Source organism: Legionella sp. PATHC035, assembly GCF_026191115.1.
Lineage (GTDB): Bacteria > Pseudomonadota > Gammaproteobacteria > Legionellales > Legionellaceae > Legionella.
Window position 1 is genome coordinate 3,437,017 of sequence record NZ_JAPHOT010000001.1, and the last position, 19,946, is coordinate 3,456,962.

Sequence of the window (19,946 nt, forward strand, 5' to 3'; positions counted from 1 at the left end):
GGTTGGGTTTGGACATTATGAGCTCATGATTCCATTTTTATCATATGAAATTATAATGCACAATATGCTTTAACTCAATTCAATATGAATTTGGTTTCGTATTACTCACTATGATGTATTAAATTTATGCTTGCAATTTTATTGGCACTCAAATAGGCTGTATTAAAAAATAATTATCATAAGGAGTTGATATGTCTCAATCTAAAATTAATATGGATGATGCAGGAAAGACGGGCGCATTACTCGCAATTGGAAATACTATTTTAGCGCCACTGTATTGGCTTGATGCAAAGTTCGGTTTAACTACAGCCATTGTGGTAACCACCGCATTTTTGGTAGGTTCGCACGAGATAGGCAAAAAAAGAAGAGAAGTTCAAAATGGAGTAAATAATATGAACTCTTTTTTCGGTGGTATCACTGGTGATAAAAGTACAGAGGTGCAAAATGCACTGGCAAATATTGCTGTTGGAGGTGCCGCGATATTTGATGAAATTATGCCTAGTGATAAAAGTCATCGCCCTAAATAATTGGTTTTCAAATTATGTATCAAGGAAGTGTAGTATGCCTAGAGATCAAGTAAATCCAGAAAAAACGCTCAAGACTGGTGCATTAATCAGTTTTGGAAATATATTTATGTCCCCTTTTTATGCCAGATTAGGTCCATTTGCCTCTTTAACGCTAACTGCCGCAGCATTATTTGGATTGCATGAGATTGGCAGAAGCAAACAACTAGGAAATGGTTTTCTAGGCTTTTTTTCAAACAAGCCTCATCCTAATGTCTCTGATGTCAATACCGCGATGAAACATGTAGTCGAAGGTGGTGCAACGGTATTTGACCGAGTTTTTTCTCCTGGGAGCAAATAAGTGTTGTAGTGTGGTGCAGATCAGCGAAACCTGTGATTTCATTGACCTTCACTTACAAAAGCTCCTCCCTCCGTTATGCTGTGCATAGCGAGGGAGGGAAGTTTCTCTATGACTCCAATTGATGAATCTTAACTAACATACCTATTTGAGCATTATCTAAATAATACACAACATTTTCTTTAAGGCGTTGTTTTTGTGAAATAGTAAAGGACGATTGTGGATTATTGGGCGGTGATACTTGGAATTTTGCATCAAAAAAATAATAACTCGCTTGCTTCACATTTAAAGTCCCTTGCATTTGCCAGCCGTTATGTTCAACCATCGGAAAAGCGACACTACTTTGATTATTTGCTGGTTGCCTCCATGAATAATGGGCTAAGACTTGATAGTGAGATTTACGAGTGAGTAAATAGTATTCATCTCGCAAGCTTGAAGAAGAGGGGGCTAACAATCGGTAAGGTTTTCCCGATTTGTCTGTATCAGTTTTTAAGGATATCGCGTTTGTACCCATTGGAATGAGTGGCGCGTCGATAGCTAGGCCAGTGGTTTGATTTGGGTGTGCAAATAGGATCAAATCAATTTGATAGGGAGATTTGGCTAAAGCCAGACAGGAATACAGAATACTTAAGGTTGCTATTATTAATCGTTCCATGGCTAATTTATTTTTATTGTTATTATTGATTTATCTTTAATCGTACTGTAGCCCGGATTAGCGCAGCGTAATCCGGGGTTTCGTGCCGCTAATTACCTGGATTACGCTGCGCTAATCCGGGCTACAATACTACTATGAATCCTATTTTAGTTGAGCAAGTATACCCTTTCTGGAAGAAATCACTCAACAACAATTTTAGGAAACTTGTCTGCGTAATTGATTGGTTTTTTGGCCAATTCAATTGCGCTCTTCATTGCTGTTTTAATCAAAGTATCCGTTAACTCATCACGGGCTTTAGTTGCAGTGGGAGTGCCTTCGTCACAGTTTTGTCTAATGCGTCCATCTAATGGAAGTTGTCCCAGTAGTGTCGTATGATGTGTACTACAAAGTGATTCTGCACCGCCTGCGCCAAAAATTGACTCTTGATGTCCGCATTGGCTGCAGATATGAGTGGACATATTTTCGATGATACCAAGAACATCTATTCCTGTCTTAGAAAACATATGAATTGCTTTTTGTGCATCAAGTGTCGCTACGTTTTGTGGGGTAGTTACTACTATTGCTGCAGTCAATGGAATTTTTTGTACCAAAGTCAGTTGGATATCACCAGTACCAGGTGGTAAATCTATCAATAAATAATCCAAATTATCCCAAAGGGTAATATCCAGCATTTGGATTAGGGATTTGGCAAGCATAGGGCCTCGCCAGATTATCGCTTGATTACTGTCGGTTAGATAGCCAATAGACATACTCTCTATTCCATGGGCTTTTGCAGGAAGATAATGTTCGCCACTCACTTGTACCGGTTCTGTTTCGCCGAGCATTAAAGGCATACTAGGGCCATAGATGTCTGCATCTAAAATGCCAACCCGCGCACCTAACCGAGCTAATGCAGTTGCTAAGTTAACGGTTATTGTCGATTTCCCAACCCCTCCTTTTCCGGACGCAACAGCAATAGTATTTTTTACTCCACGCAAGCCTTTGCCTACGAGTTGCGTTTTGTGAGGTTTAATCCATTGATTGACATGAATTACTATCTCTTGATGAGGAAATGCTGATTGTAAGGCTGCAAGAAATAGGGGCTTGTAATTTTCTTCAAGCAAATTACAAGGAAAGCCTGCGGTGAGATTGACGAGCAACTGATTGTCAGCCATTTCAAGGCTAAATTGTAAGTTCATTTCCTTGCCTGTGAGGCCGAGAAACGGATCTTTTAGAGTATCTAGTAAGTGAATTACAGTATTTTCAGTGGTCATGGCTTAAACTTGAATGGAAAAGAGGAATGATAACGCAGAGGTGGGTCTGTTTACAATTCTACTTTCTAGGCCAAAATGGCCTGATTTTATGCGCTACGACACCTACATTCTTCGTGTAAGCTGCGTTTCTGTGCTCTAAAATCACACCATTTTGACTCAATCCAACGAATTGTAAACAGACCCTAAGGGGAAATATTCTCTGTGATAAGCAGTTCAGAAGGCTCATATTGCCAACTAATCCAATGATTGCTCGGGAGATAATAAATTCCGCAATAGATAGGTAAAGGTGTTTGTTTTGATATATAAGAGCCGTACTCATTCAATTGAGCTCGGTGTTTTATCAATGAGGTTTCATCCTCCTTTCCAGTCTTGAAGTCGATAATCCAGCGTTTTCCTTGATCCTCAAAAGTACGATCAATAATCCGGGTAATCGGTCTATTTTGCTGTTCTACCAATAATTCGTATTCGTTTTGTTCTTGATGATGTTTACTAATGATCCATAACCCTGTTTGATCTTCAAACATCCGGGCGATTTGTTCTTGCATACTGATTAGGGCTTCATGTTGCATTGACTCATCGAAGCCTAGCTTCCGTAATTCATAACGGGCAAAACTCCAGGGGACTTCGCTGAGGGTTTTGGGGTGATTATCACAGATCCATTGCAATAATTGGTGCGTTACTATACCGATGAGTCGAGGAATAGTCGTTGATAAAGAGGATGATGTGGTCTTGGCATGGGCGAGCATTTCAAGGGTTTCAGTTGTTACATTTTGATAATAAAGGAGGGGTAAGCGTCCGATTTTGGGTAAATACTGATTTGATTCTTCAATACTGGATAAGGGCTCTTCTGCAATAAACTCTATATTTTTTAGAAGATTTCGAAATGAAGTTTTAGACGATTTTTCTGAGTGATCCGTTAAATACAAGCGCGACTTTGCACGTGTTACAGCAACATACAGTAATCGTTGCGCTTCATAACGACTTTTTACTCCATCTAACTGACTTAAGTAATCATATAACGCACAATGCTCTTGATGTGCCCCGTGGATAGGCGACATCAGCAACAAATTTCCATGCTTTTGAGTAGGTAAATTGAGCCAACGTAACATCGGATTATCACCACGATTGGGTTGTGTCCCTAAACCAGGAAGAAATACAGTATCAAACTCCAATCCTTTAGATTTATGAATCGTCATCACGTGTAAACGTGAAGGATTTGCTTGTTGTGAATAGAGTTTATTCAGTTCTGCGAGAAATTCTTTCATATCCGATAAGCGACCGTCTTGTTGATAACGATCAAGCAAGGTCCAGAATTGTTCGAGATCATTGAGTTGATTGGCATTTAGGATGTGTTCAATATGCAATTCTTTTAAGGTTCTGATCACCCAAGCTGAGAGTTGGGTTTCATATCTTTGGCTGAGTGATTTGTGCATGACGCGTATCAAATAACTCGCGCGAATCCTGCCTTCTTCACTGAGGCCAGAGATCTTGTCTAAATGTAATAAAGCAAAGTAAATCGATTTTTTTTTATTGAACTGGGCTATGGCATGAATATCACTTAAAGACAAACCACAATAGGGACTATGTAGGACAGCGAGCCAGGAGAGACGATTAGCGGGTGTCAATAAAGCATGAGTTAATGACCAAACATCACGTAAGTGGCCTAGATTGGCTAATAAAGTAATATCAGTGCCTTGATAGGGGATTTGATGTTGGCGTAAGAGACGAATAATTTCGCTAAGTTGGGTTCTTGACCGCACAAGAATCGCCATAGTTTGCTCAGGATCAGTGTGCAGCTCGTGCTGGATGATTTCTATGAGTTTTTTTGCTTCCTGTTTTCGACTTTTAAATTGCAGGGCCTGTACCATGCTGCATTCTTTATTTTGAATGACATTGACACTTGGATGAAATGAAACAGCTCCAGATTCTATATCGACTTGCCTAGGGAAAATATGGGTGAACTGATTATTAACCCAATTAACAATGGTTGGTGTCGATCGAAAATTACAGCTTAACTCTAGAGGCAGGAGTGTAACAGGGCCTATACCTTGTTCTTTAGCACGAAAGAATAAGCCTACTTCTGCTTGCCGAAAACGATAGATGGATTGCATGGGATCGCCCACAATAAAAAGCGTTCTTCCATCGCCTTCTTCCCATCCCCAAACGAGTTTAGTTAACAGTTCAAATTGGGTAATCGAAGTATCCTGAAATTCATCAACCAGAATATGTTGAAGAGTATGATCCAAATATAAAGCTAAATCAGTTGGATTTTCTTCATTACCTAAGGCATTTAATGCTTGTTGAGCGATGGCAGTGAAGTCAATTTCGTTGTGTTCGCTAAATAAAACGTGCAAATGACCTACAAGAATAGGGAGCAACAAAAACAGGGCTTGCAGAACCTCCCATTGCTCGGGATCATATTCTGGTGCAGGCAAATTACTGACTTGGATTAATGCTTCAAGGAAATCAGGGAACTCATTTAACTCAGTGAGTAATTCTTTACTTGCATTTTTGAGTCGCTTGTATTCCTCAGCCGGACAGGAGGTGCTTAGCAAGCCAACATGGTGATCAAAACTTTTGCGTAAATTCCCATCGCCTGTCAGCAATAATTTACTCAAGGCGGCTGCAGTTTCTTGATTTGTCTGTTGAAAATCATACCAATCTTTGAGAGGGTAACGTGGCGAACTGGGGTTGTTTTCTATAAGCGCTAATTCACGTGCATATCGAGTCAAATCCGCACTTAGATGTGGGGGGAGACTTTGTTTGAATCGCTTTAACTCGTGTTGCTCTATCAGTTGCAGCGCGCGTTCAAAAGTCGATTTTTCTTGAGCACGTGCCTGAAACAAAGGGGCTAGCCATTGATCCCTTTGAGAAAGGAGCGTGGTAAAGAGTTCCAGCAGTCGGTCTTGGCGGTTATCCACATGCAACAAGAGTACTTTGATTGCTTTTTGGTATTCAGGGGTAGCCAGGGCAAATTGAATACAGCGTCGTCCTGCATTTAAATAATGACTCGCTACTTTTTCCGTAATTTGTGAATAAGCAATTTGCTTTTCCAAAAGAGGAATTGCTTGATTGATGCTTTGGCATAAAGAGTCAATCGTAATTACTTTCAATCGATTCGGCTGTTGTAATAAATTCCATTGAAATTGTGCATCACGTTGAAGCGCCTCTCCAGCGAACGCAAGTGTTTTTTGTTGATGGGGGGTATCGGCCTTTTTTTTATTTGCTGCCTGCCGTAAGGCATGCACAATACGTTCGCGCATTTCGCTTGCGGCTTTACGGGTGAATGTGAGCGCGATAATTTGTTCTGGGGCAGTGACAGTGCTTAACAGTCTCAAATAACGTTGGGTGAGAATTTCAGTTTTTCCTGAGCCTGCAGGAGCTTGAACAATAAATGATAAGGAAGGATCCGTAGCTTGGATTCGTTGATCACTGTCGACTAACATTGTTTTTATCCCTGTATGTTTCTTGTTAGAGAATGTAAGTGGTCTTCATTCGCCTTGATCGGCACCTTCTCCCATGTAGGCTGGGCCTTGGCCCAACATCACTGAATCATAATGGCTGTTGTCGTTGTACCAGGTGCAACCTATATGGGGAGAGGGAAGACTTATTCAATAACGATTTCTTGTGCTGGCGGGCGCAAATTGTAATGTGAACTCATGCACCGGCCATAAGCTCCCGCGTTGGCGATTAATAATACATCACCTTCTTCTGTCACGGGTAATAATCGGTCATAGCCAAGGGTGTCACCTGATTCACAAATTGGACCAACTATATGGGAAAATCCGGCTTTTTCTTCATACAATCTACTTAAGTTCACTATCTCATGGTAAGCACCATATAAAGAGGGACGAATTAGGGAGTTCATGCCTGTTTCGATGCCAACAAATTTTACCTTACCTTTTTCTTTGCATTGAGTGACTTTGGCAAGAATGACACCACTTTCTGCCACAAAAAATCGTCCGGGCTCAAGCCAAATTTTAATTTGTGGATAACGCGTCTTTACCGCCATTAACAAGGCATCCAAACTTGTAAAATCCAATGGTTGTTGCCCTGGTTTTTCCACTACGCCCAATCCTCCACCTAGATTAATCGATTGAACGTGCGGGAATTGCTCCGTTAAAGACGCGAGCATTAAAGCCGTTTGTTGCCACAATTCAGGGGTTAGAATGCCGCTTCCTGAATGAGCATGCAATCCCACTACTTGGATATGATTTTTTTGGGTTAATGCGACAACTTGCTCAATATCACTTTGTGTAATACCAAATTTTGACTCATTGCCTCCTGTTGAAACGTGCTTGTGATGGCCAGCCCCAGTACCTGGATCGATACGAATAATGACTTCACGGTTTTTGAATAGCTCAGGCCAGTGCTCCAAGGGATATAAGCTATCTATGGTGACATAACAACCGATGCTTAATGCATACTCATACTCGGTTTTTGGTGCAAAATTTGGAGTAAATAGAATTCGCTTTCGGTCTATGCCCGGAAAGAGTTCCAATATTCTATTCAGTTCTTGAATAGAAACACATTCAAAACCGATGCCTTCTTTTTCCATAGTTTTTAAAATCGAGGGATGAGGATTGGCTTTTATCGCATAAAAAAGTGTATCAATCGATTTTAAAGCCAGTAGTTGCTTGGCTCGGGCAGCTTGGGTGTCGCTATGGTAAACATAGCAAGGTGAATTGAGTGAAGCAATGGTTAATAAATGATCACGCTCTTTTTCCCACCATGGAATACTACGCACAGTAGGTTTTCCAAACTCTTCATGCCAACTTTTTGAGTAATAAAAAATTTGAGGGTTATTTTCGATGAGCAAATGATGCAGCTTTTGGCATAATTGATTTGCCTGTGATTCATCAACAACAAACGTAAGGTTCAAATCATTGGATGCAAGGGACATTAAATAGACTTGTTTGGCTTCAAAAACTTCTAAAGCTGGGCCAAGTTGTGGCAATACTGTTCTGATGTGATGACCAACGAGACTTACTGCGCTACAGGGTTCAATGAGTTTCGCGCGACCGAATTGATTTAATTCTGCTAATAGAGCATTAATCGCTGGTCGATCGTGTATTTTGCTATTGATATCGAGAGATAAAGTCACGTTAAACTCGGAAGACGAGAGTAAGTCTACTGAGAAACCATGATGTTTAAAGGCGGTAAATACATCAGATAAAAAACCAACTTGTTGCCACATATGTAAGGTATCAATAGAGATCAATAGGATACTGTTTTTTATCTGAATGGATTTAATGAGAGGGGCCGTTTCATCAATATCTTTGGTGATGAGCGTTCCCGAATGTTCCGGCATTTGTGTAAATTTCACGGACATTGGAATATTGGCTCGACGAACAGGAGGAATGCAATTCGGGTGTAATACTTTGGCACCCATAGTTGCAATTTCCTGCGCCTCATCGTAGTTTAATTTCTTTAATAAGCGGGCTTGTGGCAGTTGATGTGGATTAGCTGTATATATTCCAGGAACATCCGTCCATATTTCACACGATGCAGCTTGAAGTTTCCCTGCGAGCAGAGCAGCTGAAGTATCCGATCCCCCTCTACCTAGTAAAACGGTTTCACCTTGTGGATTTGCAGCAAAAAAACCTTGAGTGATAATGGCTTGAGCGCCACAGGAGATAAATTTTTCAGCTAATTCAGGATCATATTCACTCTCACAACGAGCGGAAAGATAATTCGCAGACCCTCCATCAGGGAATGGGATACTGGTTAACAGTTCACGAGCATCGTACCATGTACAATGAATTCCTTGCTTTTCGAGAAACGCATGACCCAGGCGAGTCATCATGAGTTCGCCCATACTTAAAATTTCCGCATGGGTCTTGGCGGGAGCTTGTTTCAATAAGGCAATACCTGTGAGCCATTGTTCTAATTGAAGCAGATCTTTAGCAATTAACTCAGGATCTACCTCAAGTTGTTCCGCAAGATTGAGATGTCCATTACGAATATCAGTCAAAATACTCTGATGTTCATTGATCAAAGCAGCCTCTATGGCTTTTTCAAGTTTATTGGAAACTTGCGTTAGGGCGGAGCAAACAATTACAGGCTGTACCCCAGAATTTATATGTTTCTTAGTAATGGAGGCGATATTATTCCATGTATTACGAGTTGAAACGCTGGTACCACCAAATTTGGTTACTATTTGTTGCATGATTCATTTCCGCACAAAATTAATACACATTACCATGGAGGGGAGGAGCAGCACAAGCCTTCAGAACAGGAATTCAAAATTCAAGGGCAATATTACTCATTAATTAACCATGATGGACGCAATTGCTTCACAATGAATTAATATTCATTAGCTGTTGAATCTAAATAAGAAAAAAGTATTTTGAAGGTGTTTTTAATGATTTGAAAACAAGGTACACTCGCTTTTTAGCGGACGTATTTTATTCAAATTTTGAGGTATGTAATTAAGGAGTAATAAGGAGTGAAAAATATGCACAAACCTTTAAGAACACTAGTTAACGCTGCTGTTATCAGTGTTCTAGCTGCTGCTGGTGGAGCTCATGCAGCTGGATTCTCTTTATACGGAGAAGGGGCTGGATATGCAGTTGGTAATTACGCCGCAGGTTCTGCAGCTGAAGCAGCCGATGCATCAACAGGTTGGTATAACCCTGCCGGTTTAGCTTTACTTCGTGAGCAGCAAGTGGTTTTCGGTGGTATCGGCATATTTCCCACCCTGAAAATGGATGGCTCAAGTACATTTACTACTTCCACGGGTCTTCCCCCACCTTTCCCTCCAGTGGTTCAATACGTACAAAATTTTGAAGGAGTTGATGGCAGTTATGATGCTTTTGTTCCTTCATTCCATTACGCTTTACCGTTAGGTGAGCGTACTACTTTTGGTTTAAGTGTTACTGCTCCATTTGGATTAGCTACTGATTGGGCTCCTGATTCCCCAGTACGCTATTCAGCGACTTATACCGAAATTTTAACAACTAATATTTCGCCAGAATTAGGTACTCGACTTACTGAGCATTTTGCTTTGGGAGCTGGTCTGGATCTGCAATGGGCTCGTGCAAAGTTTAATCAAATGATTGGTGCGCCGACTCTGTTCTTGCTGCTGCAAGAAGATCCCGCTAAGGTTGATTCTTTAAGCTATAACAAAGCTTCATCTTGGGGCGTTGGATTCCATGTTGGTGCGATGGGAATGTTTAACGACAATCACACCCGGATAGGTCTTAATTATCAATCCAGAGTGCGCCATGTTTTCTATGGACATAGCCGTTTTTCTGGAATATTGGCTAATAATAATTTTGAATTGGTTTTTCCAATATTGCCTCCTTCAGCATCCCGTACAAATGATGACTTATTTAGTAACCCACAAGAATTCCCAGATGTGGTTACATTAAGTGCTTATCAAGACATCAATGACAAATTGGCTTTATTAGGTTCGGTTGTATACACTGGCTGGGGTGTGTTTAAAAACATTCAATTAAATAATGTTGCGGTACCCAATATTGGAGCACCACCATTTTTTAATGTGACTCAGGCAAACATTGAGAGTAATGTTATACAAGATTACCATGATTCTTGGCGTGTTGCTCTCGGTGCCAATTATTGGGTGAACCCCAAATTAATGCTCCGTTTGGGTGGTGGTTATGATCAGACCCCTACAAATGATACGTTTAGAAATATTCGCTTACCTGACGTCGATCGTTGGGCTGTTGCTGTGGGTGCTCATTATCAATGGCGACCCAATGTTGGTGTCGACGTAGGCTATACTCACTTGTTTGCAGGGTCTAGACCAGATGTTAATTCCTTCCAGGCTCTTTCAACAACTTCTGAATACAATGTAAATATTGACGGCGGAAATTTTGCTGCTGATCTAGTGGGTGCTCAATTGACATGGGTTATTGATAAAGTGCCTGAAGCACCAACAAAATAAATAGTTCATATATTCTGAATCGTAAAAAGCCACTTCATGTGGCTTTTTTATTTATGAATTAATGTGCCCAGTAATCATTTTATTAGGCATAAACATCATTCCATATGTAGAGAGAGGCTCTAATGTGCTACCCGCGTTATGGATGTTAAATCAAGAGATCAGGCGTCTTAAAATCGTCGGGATGTCGAGACGGCGAACCATTTCTAATGGATCTTGGGGGCAGGGCCGTTTCGCTTTATATTTCTTAAATTCATGTTTTATCGATAGGTGGGTACCGAGATGGAGGCGAGATCCGCCTCCTGGCGTATATGGAAAAATTATCCTTTGTTTATGGTCGCTTCACCAGGTCCATTTACGGTCAGAGTATATCCATTCTTTGATAAATATTTTGGAGTAATATCACCAGAATCAAGATCCATATGAACCTCGCCTACTTCAACTGGATTAGAAGTATTGGTAGCCATTTTAATTACTGCGGTGCATTGTTTGCCAGTCGTATGTCCATAGCAGGCTAATTTTACGAGATTCCAATAAACTTTTTGTGTTGAATTGCCAGCAGTTGGGTATGCCGAAGGAACACCTGCTATATAAGCATTTGATTCTTCAGGGGTATTATTGTGAGTGACTAGATAAGCTGGACTTGCAAAAGCTGTGACAGCACTTAGACTTAAAGCAATTGCTGAAAAACCTTTAAATAATAAATTCATTATATCTTTTTCTCCGTTTAATTATAAATGATTGGTTCGTGTTATCTTGTTCAATGTCTAAAGAAAACGTACTGATCTAAACCAATCGGCTTTTCTACATCTAAAAACGCACCAAGAGTATATCGTAAAATCGCTTAGTGTCTATCACCATTCGTCTTGGGCCATTTACGGGCTTACAAAGAGTTAAGTTTTTTATGAAAATTTATGCTGAGATATTAATCGTGCGATATCTTTAGCGAAGTAAGAAATGATAAAATCTGCCCCAGCACGTTTTATCGCCGTTAAGCTCTCTATGATGGCGTGTTCTTCATTGATGAGTTGGTTTTGGGCAGCTATTTTAATCATTGAATATTCACCACTTACTTGATAAGCACAAAGGGGCACCTCAGGAAAATGTTGCTTTAGTTTTGCGATAACATCCAAGTAAAATCCTGCCGGTTTAACCATCATCATATCGGCACCTTCCTCAAGGTCTAACGCTGTTTCTCTTAAAGCTTCAGCGCCATTAGCGGGATCCATTTGGTAGCTCTTGCGATTGCCAAATTTTGGTGCTCCCTGTGCTGCCTCTCTAAAAGGTCCATACAGGCAGGAGCAATATTTCGCACTGTAACTTAATATAGGGATATGCTGATATCCTTGTGCATCTAGAGCATGACGAATCGCATGGACCATCCCATCGGTCATTCCGCTAGGCGCGACCCAATCAGCACCCGCTTTTGCATGACTAACAGCTTGTTTTGCAAGAAAAGTTAATGTCTTATCGGTATCAATGCATTCGCCATTGAGCACACCACAATGCCCATGATCCGTGTACTCACAAAAACAAAGATCAGTAATGATTAAGATGTCTTTATTCACAGTGCGAATTTTTTTTATCGCTTGTTGAATGATGCCTTCATCATTGAATGATTCACTGCCATAAGCATCTTTATATTTAGGAATACCAAATAGCAGGACTGCAGGAATACCTAAAGAACTAAGTAATTCAATTTCCTGAGGAAGGCAATCGAGGCTTAATTGAAATTGACCAGGCATAGCACTTATTTCTTGAGGCTCATTAATAAGTTCGCTAATAAATAAAGGAGCGATAAATTGCTGAGGATGCAACCGTGTTTCTCTAACTAAAGCACGCGACATCGCATTGCTTCTTAAACGAGTCAATCTTAAAGGAATGGTGTAGTCGGTCATGGAATTGATCCTGTTATTGGTTCATTTTGTACAGCTCGTAGCGAAGAGCCAAAATAAAAGTGGAAGTATTTTAACATAACTCTTGTCGCTTGAGTGAAAATGCAGTGGCACTCGGGCTTGCGAAAGTTTCCCCTCCCGAGCGATGGAGCTCCTTGCGAAGCGCGGGTTTTATGATGGGGATCTCTCGCTACGATCGGATGACGTGATTACTTCAGGAGATGAGGATGAGGCGGATGATAAGCAATTCAGTCTTTCCGTTTTTTAATTTTCTTATTTGAGGTATACAAAAAATCAATGGCACTGCTGGTATCACTGTTGCTTATTTGAATACTAAAAAATCGGTTGAGTAAATATCTGAGGGTTAACATATTGGTATCCGTTTGGGAGAGGCCAATGTTGTAGCTTAAATAAAGGCGTTTTGAGAGCGATTTTCCAACCACCAAAGAAGTTGTGTCACTTGAGGTGTTGGTGATTTGGTTGTAATTCGTATTGGTTTGCACATTAAAATCAATACCTGCAGTTTGTTTGAGTTGCTCTAAAAGTTGGAGGCTGTTGGTATTGCTTCCTAAGTTCATCGACGATATCGCTGCGAGCAGCAATTGTCCTCCAGCCTTATTTGCCTGATTTGCTGGTCGCCTTAGAACAAGCATGGAAAGAATATCTGCTTGAGAAAGAACAGCAGGCTCAGAAAATAATTGAATTTTCGGACGGGATAACCGACCTGTTACTTCTACACCTAAAGTCATGGTTTCACCATAATTAATGTTTTGCAGGTTCGTACTGTTAAAGTCTAAGAGTTGGCTGGAACTGGAAAAACTTGTGGGTGAAGTACTAATTTTTTTTGCTGCACGAACGTTAATTCTTGGATTAGAAATAGGTCCTCCAGTAAAAATGAGTTGTCCCTGTTGTATCGCTAAATCTTGTCCATAAGCCTTATAAGTACCGTTTCTAACGGATAATTCTCCGTAGGCATTAATTGAATTCTGTTGCGATTGTTTTACATGCAGTGTTCCATCCAAATTCCCTTTTAATCCCTTAACATTGAGTGCCACTTCTTTACCCATTTCAAGACCAATATCCATGTCGTTAATTAGTGTAAAGGCAGGGGAGGCTTTCTCTTTACGCTTATAAACCACGTCATCCGGTAACGAAATACTGTTGTGGAATGATCGAGGTTGAATTTGAGCATAAGGAACCAAAATGGTACCCGAAAGAATTTGCTTGGTTGGTGTGATATTAAGATTAAGTTTTGGGGAAATATGGATTGTATATTCGCTGGTTTGAACCAATGGAAAATTTTCACCTTCTAGAGTGAAATTTCCCCTAAATTGGGTGCTTAGATTTCCTTTTCCGGTAAGTGATAAATGATGGCCTGCAGAGACTGCCGAACCGATTGCTTCCCAGGAGTTTTGTTTCCCGTGCACATTCATTTCAAGTGTATCGAGATGAAGTCCTATTTTAGGTAAGGAAAGGCTGGTTTTACTGAGTAGAAGTCGACTTTCAATAATTCTTCTTTTTAAAGTACCGCTTACTTTGAATGAGGCAACCAATTGTCCCTTTAAGTCATTAATTTCCGGACTGATTTTTTGTAAAAAGTCCAATGAGCTTACATTCAATGATAATTCACTGCTTATGGGTTGGTTGTCTTGTAAGCCGCTATCAAGAGCAAATTTGGGAAGTTTAAATTCCAGTTTTAAATTTTTTTGGTCATCAATGGCCAAAGTCCCAGAGCCTTTAAGCTGTTCGGGTGAAAGAATGATTTTTAGAGAGCCACCCTTAAATTGAAGACGAGGTAGGGTATCCTCATTAGGAGTTTGGTAAAAACCGGGATGTATCGTGAGTAGCAAGTGCCCCTGATTTTTAGCGCTGGTCTGGCCTTGAGCAGATAAATTGGCGTATAAACCAGCATTTCCACTGGTTATCCTGTCAGGTGGCGTCAGTTTCCCATCGAATGTCCATTTCCATGGGAATCTTCCACGAATTGTTGCATCCATCAGCCAATGCTCATTGGGAGTAGGGCTTACTTTAGAGTGTAAGTTAATTTGCATGTTGGGTAGGACCCCAGTCGCGATGATTGTTCCCTTTGTACTAGCCATCACTTTATCTTGTCCCGTGTTCCATTGCATGCCATGCCATTGAGCCTTTATGAATTGGCTTTCTCGCAGAGAGTGAGGCAGCCATTGAACGTCAAGTTGTTCTATTTTTAATTGAGAAGATTTATTTTGATACTCAACTCCGCTGAAGACAAAATGATTTAATAAACTGCCCTCAATGTGTTGCACTTTAAGAGTGCCTGGTAGATATAAATGGCTGAATTGAATTAGGGATCTTATACCTGACTTTGTTTCTAATAAAAATAAAGCCATCCCCGCAAATAGAATAATTAATAAGCAGCTAATATAAAGCATCTTAACTAAAAGTCGGAGCGTTTTTAGCAGGAATCGCTTCATAAGTCGGGTCCCATGCTGATCACCAAACGTGGGCCATTGCTATCACGCTGCCATCGGCCGTTAATTGCTTGTGCCAAGCCTACTTTAATTGGACCTATAGGTGAAACCCACATTAAACCACCGCCTGCATCATAATAACTTTTTAGAGGAGCTGGATTGTAAATCGCTCCTGCATCATAAAATGCAATCAAGTACCAATTTTTTTTGGTTTCTTTTTGAATTTCAAACCCAGCATAACTAATTATTCTACTTGGACCTATTGAGTTAAAACTAAATGCTTTTAAATTATCCGTTCCTCCTAAAAGTAATGCAAGTGATAAAGGCTGCTGGTTAATATTATTAATTGCTGTAAATCCTTGAATTGCATGTCCGTAAATGCGTAAACGGAGTGGTTCGATGCGCATGGCAGCTTTCATGTCTAATGAAGCTTGAGCATAGTTAATGGTTGATAAAAGGATTTGATTCGCAGCAAGACCATTAATGGTGATGTTATATCCCGAGGGTGAGAAGAGGAGGTCTTGAGTTTTGCTCCATGTAATACTTGCCTTGGGATAAAGTAAAAATTGTTTTGTATTTGGTTGAAACGCATAATGAAATCCTTCATAAAGCGAGTTTATTGATAAAGTACGCTGATAATTGGTTATTCGATGTTGTTGGGCAAGTGAGACGAGGAACGAATTACTGTATCCCGCACTGTAGTTTAAATTTGAAAAATTGCCTGTCAGTGTGTATTGATCCTGAATTGGGTTTTTCCCAGGAATAACGTACTGAGCCTGTACTGCGTTTTGTACAAAAGAGCCTTGAGTCATGAGATTGAATTTATGCCCTTGGCGATTGACGGGTATTACATGCAAAGCAGCACGTCCACGAACGCCCGTATCTGTTCCATAACCCGCACCAAGAGTATAAGAGTATTTAGATACCGGCTCGGTATAGATTTGTACCGGTACTGTCGGGTTTTCGGTAATTTGAGGCTTTAAAAGTACCGAACTAAAATATCCGCTATTTGATAAATCATTATTTAACTGCAGTACTTTATCACCAGAATAGACTTGTCCAGGATGAAAAGGCACAAAACGATGCAACAAGGCTGGGTTAATGTATGTAGGATTAAATTGCACTTGCCCAAAATAAAAAAGAGGGCCCGTGTCAAGAATTAGGGTAATTTCTGCTGTGTAGTTTTCTTCATCAATTAAAATTTCACTTTTTTTAAAGCTTGCACGCATGTAACCTTGGTTTTCTGCCGTATCAAGCAGTTTTAATTTGGTTTGCTCGTATTGCTCGGTAAAGAGAGGGGCTCCTGGAGCGAGTGGTATATTTTTCATTGCATCCCGCAACATGGGGTTATGCGAACCTTCGCCGAGCAGTTCAATTTTAAGTCGCGAAATCATGACTTGTGGACCAGGATGAATAATAACAGTCAACTGATGAGCGTTTGGTCTTTGTAGTTTAACTTCCGCTTTAAAATAACCAAAAGGTTGAATTGCCTGAATGACCTGTTCTTGTAACTCATCTAAGCTGAATTCGGCCAGGGGTTTTAATTTTTGTAATTCATTCAAACGTTTTTCAACATTGGCTTCGACTTTTCCAGAAACTCCATAAATTGTCATTGATACTGATTCATTGCTTTGAGCAAATAACGCAAAACAGGTAATGAGAAGTATCAGATAAATGAGTTTTTTCACGATAGTCTCAATACTCGTTTCACTGAAAATGTCCTCTTAATTTGCATAGGAATCATTTTTAAGAATATACACTTATTCGACATATAAAGGCTAGGCATTAAACGGAGTATTCGCCTGGGTACAGTATTATCTTTAACCAGGTTACAATCTGAAATTTCGTATCGTATCTTAATCACCATTTGGCCCAGCATCAAGCTCCATAATGCATTTTGTATTTAAGGAAATGTTGGGCCAAGGAGCAACCTGCGTCACCAGATTGCTATGACATAATCCGTAATCGTTTGACGTCATCGCGAGCGAAGCGAGGGCTCTCCATGATGTGGCCCGGAGTTAGAAGAGAGCGTTTGTTGTGCTCGGAATGATAGGACTGCGACTGGCTAGGCATCAACTGTTTCCATACTCTTGAATCGATATATCAAATCAAGAGCCTCTCTTGCAGTTAATCGATCCGGATCAATTTGAGCGAGTTCGCGTAGAATGGCTGATTGGGGTTTCACTTGGACTGATGTGTGGATTGGAGGGGCTGAGGGATTCTGATTTTGAATATGATTTAATTGCTCATGAGCGATTGTTAAAACCTCAGCAGGTATTCCCGCGAGTTCTGCTACCTCAAGGCCATAACTTCGATTCGCATGACCTGGTTCGACTCGATATAAAAAGATAATCCGACCAGTATCCAAGGATGCCTGCAAATGAACATTCCGAATGCAAGGCCATTGTTGGGGAAGATTGGTTAACTCAAAGTAATGTGTAGAAAATAAAGTATATGCTCTAATGGTCGTGGCCAGATAAGCGCAGCTGGCATAAGCCAAAGCCATACCGTCATAAGTACTGGTGCCGCGACCAATTTCATCAATTAAAACAAGGCTCTCATGAGTTGCCTGTCTTAAAATTTGTGCGGTTTCCGTCATTTCTACCATAAACGTTGAACGACCGGAGGCTAAATCGTCACTGGCACCTATACGGGTAAAAATTCTATCGATAGGGCCTAAAGTGACTGACTTGGCAGGTACGAAACTGCCAATATGAGCTAAAAGTACAATTAAAGCGGTTTGCCGCATGTAAGTTGATTTACCGCCCATGTTAGGGCCGGTAATGAGCAATATATTTTGCGATGGTTTGAGTTGTAGGTCATTTGCGATGAAGCGCTCTTGGAGCAACTGTTCGATTACTGGATGACGACCTCCCTCAATAGAAATTTGAGATTCAGGTACCAGGGTAGGGCAACACCAATTCAAACTGTGAGCCCGTTCTGCAAGAGTTGCTAATACATCCAATTTGGCCAGCGCTTGTGCTAAAAGCGTTAATTCAGGTATCTGGTTCTGGATTTCGATCAACAGATTGTCATAGAGCCATTTTTCCCGCGCCAAAGCCTTAACTTGTGCTGACAATACTTTCTCTTCAAATTGTTTTAACTCTGGGGTGATGTATCGCTCCACATTTTTTAAGGTTTGCTTTCTGTGGTAATGAGGAGGTGCTTTTTCTGATTGGCTTTTTGAGAGCTCGATGTAATATCCTTGTACGTTATTGAAGCCAAATTTCAGACTCGACAGACCAGTTTTTTGTTTTTCTTCTTGTTCTAAATACATGAGCTTATCATTGGCACGTGTACTAAGGATTCTGAGTTCATCCAATTCTTCATCAAAACCTGGAGCGATTACCCCGCCATCACGAATCAATACGGGAGGATTTTCTATAATCGCTGACGCAAGTAGGTGTTGGAGTACAGGTAACGGTTTAATATGTCTTTTTAATTCAACGATGAGCTCGCTTTGGTGATGAGCAAGAACGGAATTCAATTCTGGAAGTAACGCTAGTGTATGTCTTAACGCAACCAAATCACGGGGCCGAGCTGATTTTAAAGCGATACGCGAGACAATCCGTTCGACATCAGCAGTTTGACGCAACAGCTCATAGAGTGACATTCCCTGTTGCAATTGCATGATTTCCAGTACGGCATTCTGGCGCGCTTTAATTAGGTTGTGTTGTTTGAGCGGCCTTCCTAACCAACGCTTGAGTAGACGACTGCCCATGGAGCATGCGGTTTTGTCCAACAACGATAACAAACTGTTTTCATGGCTGCCACTCATGTTTTCAAATAATTCTAAATGTTTTTGGGTTGAGGCATCCATTTGCAAGTAATCATGGGTATGTTCAAGTGTCATTGTTGTTAAATGGGGAAGAGCTTGTTTTTGGGTCGTATGTAAATAAGATAACAAAGCACCTGCGGCAATGAGGGCAGTAGGATGATCTTGTTCACCGAACGCGCTAAGATCATGTACTGCAAATTGCTCACATAAAAGTTTTTTAGCATGATCCATGTGAAATTCCCAACCTGGTCTCAGTTTAATTGGGAAATTCAGGCAGTATTCCTCCAAGGGAGATGTCTCCTGTAAAAGCAATTCAGCAGGCTGTAATCGTGTTAGCTCGGCACTAAGCTGATTCGTTTCTGTTAATTCCAGTATATGAAAACGACCACTACTGAGCTCAACCCAGGCAAGGCCAATTTGATGCTTTTGTTGATGAATTGCCAGCAATAAATTATCTTTTTTAGCCTCTAAAAGTGCTTCATCAGTCACTGTTCCTGGAGTAATGATACGAGTCACTTGCCGTTCAACGGGTCCTTTGCTGGTTGCAGGATCCCCTATTTGTTCACAGATTGCTACTGATTCCCCTTTTTTAATCAATCTTGCTAGATAATTCTCCACTGCATGATAGGGAACGCCGGCCATAGGAATTGGTTTGTCAGCAGATTGGCCTCGATGGGTCAAAGTAAGATCCAACAATTGGGATGCACGTTTGGCATCATCAAAAAATAATTCATAAAAATCGCCCATACGATAAAACAAGAGCATATCAGGGTATTCTGATTTTATGCGTAAATACTGCTGCATCATTGGTGTATGGGAAGTGGTCATGAAGGCTTTTTTATTTGAGTGGAAAGTGGGGCGATTTTAGCAAAATCATTTAAGGTAGAGTAGAGGCTATCGAACGAAGAGAGTGTGGATATCAAAATCCGCTTGATGAAGAAAAAAATTAAGTGACTGAAACGTGGCAATTAACTGGTTTGCCATAATGTAATTTTTATTAAGGTTATGAGTCTATCAAGCAAAAGAAATTGAGCTTGAGACAAAAAAGGAAGTAATTATTTTTGCATGATTGTCTCGGTACACCTCAATAAATAACCCTAGCCTCAAGAATAGAATCTAGGATATTATCAATTACTTATCATGGAATG

At 40.5% G+C, this 19,946-nt stretch carries 12 protein-coding genes; 3 read left to right on the forward strand and 9 right to left on the reverse strand.

What is annotated here, in order from left to right; translation table 11 throughout:
• The first annotated feature begins 191 nt into the window (after nucleotides 1-191).
• Nucleotides 192-527: a hypothetical protein gene (locus OQJ13_RS14920; RefSeq protein ID WP_265711639.1), complete on the forward strand. Its 336-nt coding sequence runs from the start codon at nucleotides 192-194 to the stop codon at nucleotides 525-527.
• A gap of 34 nt (nucleotides 528-561) precedes the next feature.
• On the forward strand, nucleotides 562-864 hold the full coding sequence (locus OQJ13_RS14925; protein WP_265711640.1) for a hypothetical protein: 303 nt from the start codon (nucleotides 562-564) through the stop codon (nucleotides 862-864).
• A gap of 106 nt (nucleotides 865-970) precedes the next feature.
• Here OQJ13_RS14925 and OQJ13_RS14930 read toward each other — a convergent pair whose 3' ends face one another.
• From OQJ13_RS14930 to OQJ13_RS14945, 4 genes are all read right to left on the reverse strand, one after another.
• The gene (locus OQJ13_RS14930; protein WP_265711641.1) at nucleotides 971-1,516 is read right to left on the reverse strand and encodes a CsiV family protein; all 546 of its coding nucleotides are present in this window, start codon (nucleotides 1,514-1,516) and stop codon (nucleotides 971-973) included.
• A 179-nt stretch (nucleotides 1,517-1,695) separates the two neighbouring features.
• Nucleotides 1,696-2,769 (reverse strand): iron-sulfur cluster carrier protein ApbC, encoded by a 1,074-nt coding sequence (gene apbC / locus OQJ13_RS14935; RefSeq protein WP_265711642.1) that lies wholly within the window; start codon nucleotides 2,767-2,769, stop codon nucleotides 1,696-1,698.
• Nucleotides 2,770-2,951: 182 nt separating this feature from the next.
• Entirely contained in the window at nucleotides 2,952-6,215 is a 3,264-nt protein-coding gene (locus OQJ13_RS14940; RefSeq protein ID WP_265711644.1) for a UvrD-helicase domain-containing protein, read from the reverse strand.
• Nucleotides 6,216-6,376: 161 nt separating this feature from the next.
• Nucleotides 6,377-8,938, reverse strand: coding sequence for a bifunctional aspartate kinase/diaminopimelate decarboxylase (locus tag OQJ13_RS14945; protein WP_265711645.1), 2,562 nt, complete (start codon nucleotides 8,936-8,938; stop codon nucleotides 6,377-6,379).
• 279 nt (nucleotides 8,939-9,217) lie between these two features.
• Here OQJ13_RS14945 and OQJ13_RS14950 point away from each other — a divergent pair, with 279 nt between their 5' ends.
• Entirely contained in the window at nucleotides 9,218-10,678 is a 1,461-nt protein-coding gene (locus OQJ13_RS14950; protein WP_265711646.1) for an OmpP1/FadL family transporter, read from the forward strand.
• Between the two features lie 317 nt (nucleotides 10,679-10,995).
• Here the strand turns inward: OQJ13_RS14950 and OQJ13_RS14955 are convergent, their stop codons facing one another.
• The 5 genes from OQJ13_RS14955 to mutS form a co-directional block, all read right to left on the reverse strand.
• Entirely contained in the window at nucleotides 10,996-11,385 is a 390-nt protein-coding gene (locus tag OQJ13_RS14955; RefSeq protein ID WP_028381973.1) for a hypothetical protein, read from the reverse strand.
• Nucleotides 11,386-11,577: 192 nt separating this feature from the next.
• Nucleotides 11,578-12,573: a porphobilinogen synthase gene (gene hemB, locus OQJ13_RS14960; RefSeq protein WP_265711647.1), complete on the reverse strand. Its 996-nt coding sequence runs from the start codon at nucleotides 12,571-12,573 to the stop codon at nucleotides 11,578-11,580.
• Nucleotides 12,574-12,818: 245 nt separating this feature from the next.
• Nucleotides 12,819-15,023, reverse strand: coding sequence for a translocation/assembly module TamB domain-containing protein (locus OQJ13_RS14965; RefSeq protein WP_265711648.1), 2,205 nt, complete (start codon nucleotides 15,021-15,023; stop codon nucleotides 12,819-12,821).
• Nucleotides 15,020-16,708 (reverse strand): autotransporter assembly complex protein TamA, encoded by a 1,689-nt coding sequence (locus tag OQJ13_RS14970; protein ID WP_265711649.1) that lies wholly within the window; start codon nucleotides 16,706-16,708, stop codon nucleotides 15,020-15,022. The genes OQJ13_RS14965 and OQJ13_RS14970 overlap by 4 nt, the downstream gene beginning before the upstream one ends.
• Nucleotides 16,709-17,085: 377 nt before the next feature.
• Nucleotides 17,086-19,626, reverse strand: a complete 2,541-nt coding sequence (gene mutS, locus OQJ13_RS14975) for a DNA mismatch repair protein MutS (RefSeq protein WP_265711650.1) — start codon at nucleotides 19,624-19,626, stop codon at nucleotides 17,086-17,088.
• Nucleotides 19,627-19,946: the final 320 nt, after the last annotated feature.

Bases quoted from the DNA above. Each gene is read 5' to 3' on its own strand.
- OQJ13_RS14955 (WP_028381973.1), bottom strand. From the start codon at position 11,385: ATGAATTTATTATTTAAAGGTTTTTCAGCAATTGCTTTAAGTCTAAGT.
- OQJ13_RS14925 (WP_265711640.1), top strand. From the start codon at position 562: ATGCCTAGAGATCAAGTAAATCCAGAAAAAACGCTCAAGACTGGTGCA.
- OQJ13_RS14920 (WP_265711639.1), top strand. From the start codon at position 192: ATGTCTCAATCTAAAATTAATATGGATGATGCAGGAAAGACGGGCGCA.
- OQJ13_RS14940 (WP_265711644.1), bottom strand. From the start codon at position 6,215: ATGTTAGTCGACAGTGATCAACGAATCCAAGCTACGGATCCTTCCTTA.
- apbC (WP_265711642.1), bottom strand. From the start codon at position 2,769: ATGACCACTGAAAATACTGTAATTCACTTACTAGATACTCTAAAAGAT.
- OQJ13_RS14945 (WP_265711645.1), bottom strand. From the start codon at position 8,938: ATGCAACAAATAGTAACCAAATTTGGTGGTACCAGCGTTTCAACTCGT.
- mutS (WP_265711650.1), bottom strand. From the start codon at position 19,626: ATGACCACTTCCCATACACCAATGATGCAGCAGTATTTACGCATAAAA.
- hemB (WP_265711647.1), bottom strand. From the start codon at position 12,573: ATGACCGACTACACCATTCCTTTAAGATTGACTCGTTTAAGAAGCAAT.
- OQJ13_RS14965 (WP_265711648.1), bottom strand. From the start codon at position 15,023: ATGAAGCGATTCCTGCTAAAAACGCTCCGACTTTTAGTTAAGATGCTT.
- OQJ13_RS14930 (WP_265711641.1), bottom strand. From the start codon at position 1,516: ATGGAACGATTAATAATAGCAACCTTAAGTATTCTGTATTCCTGTCTG.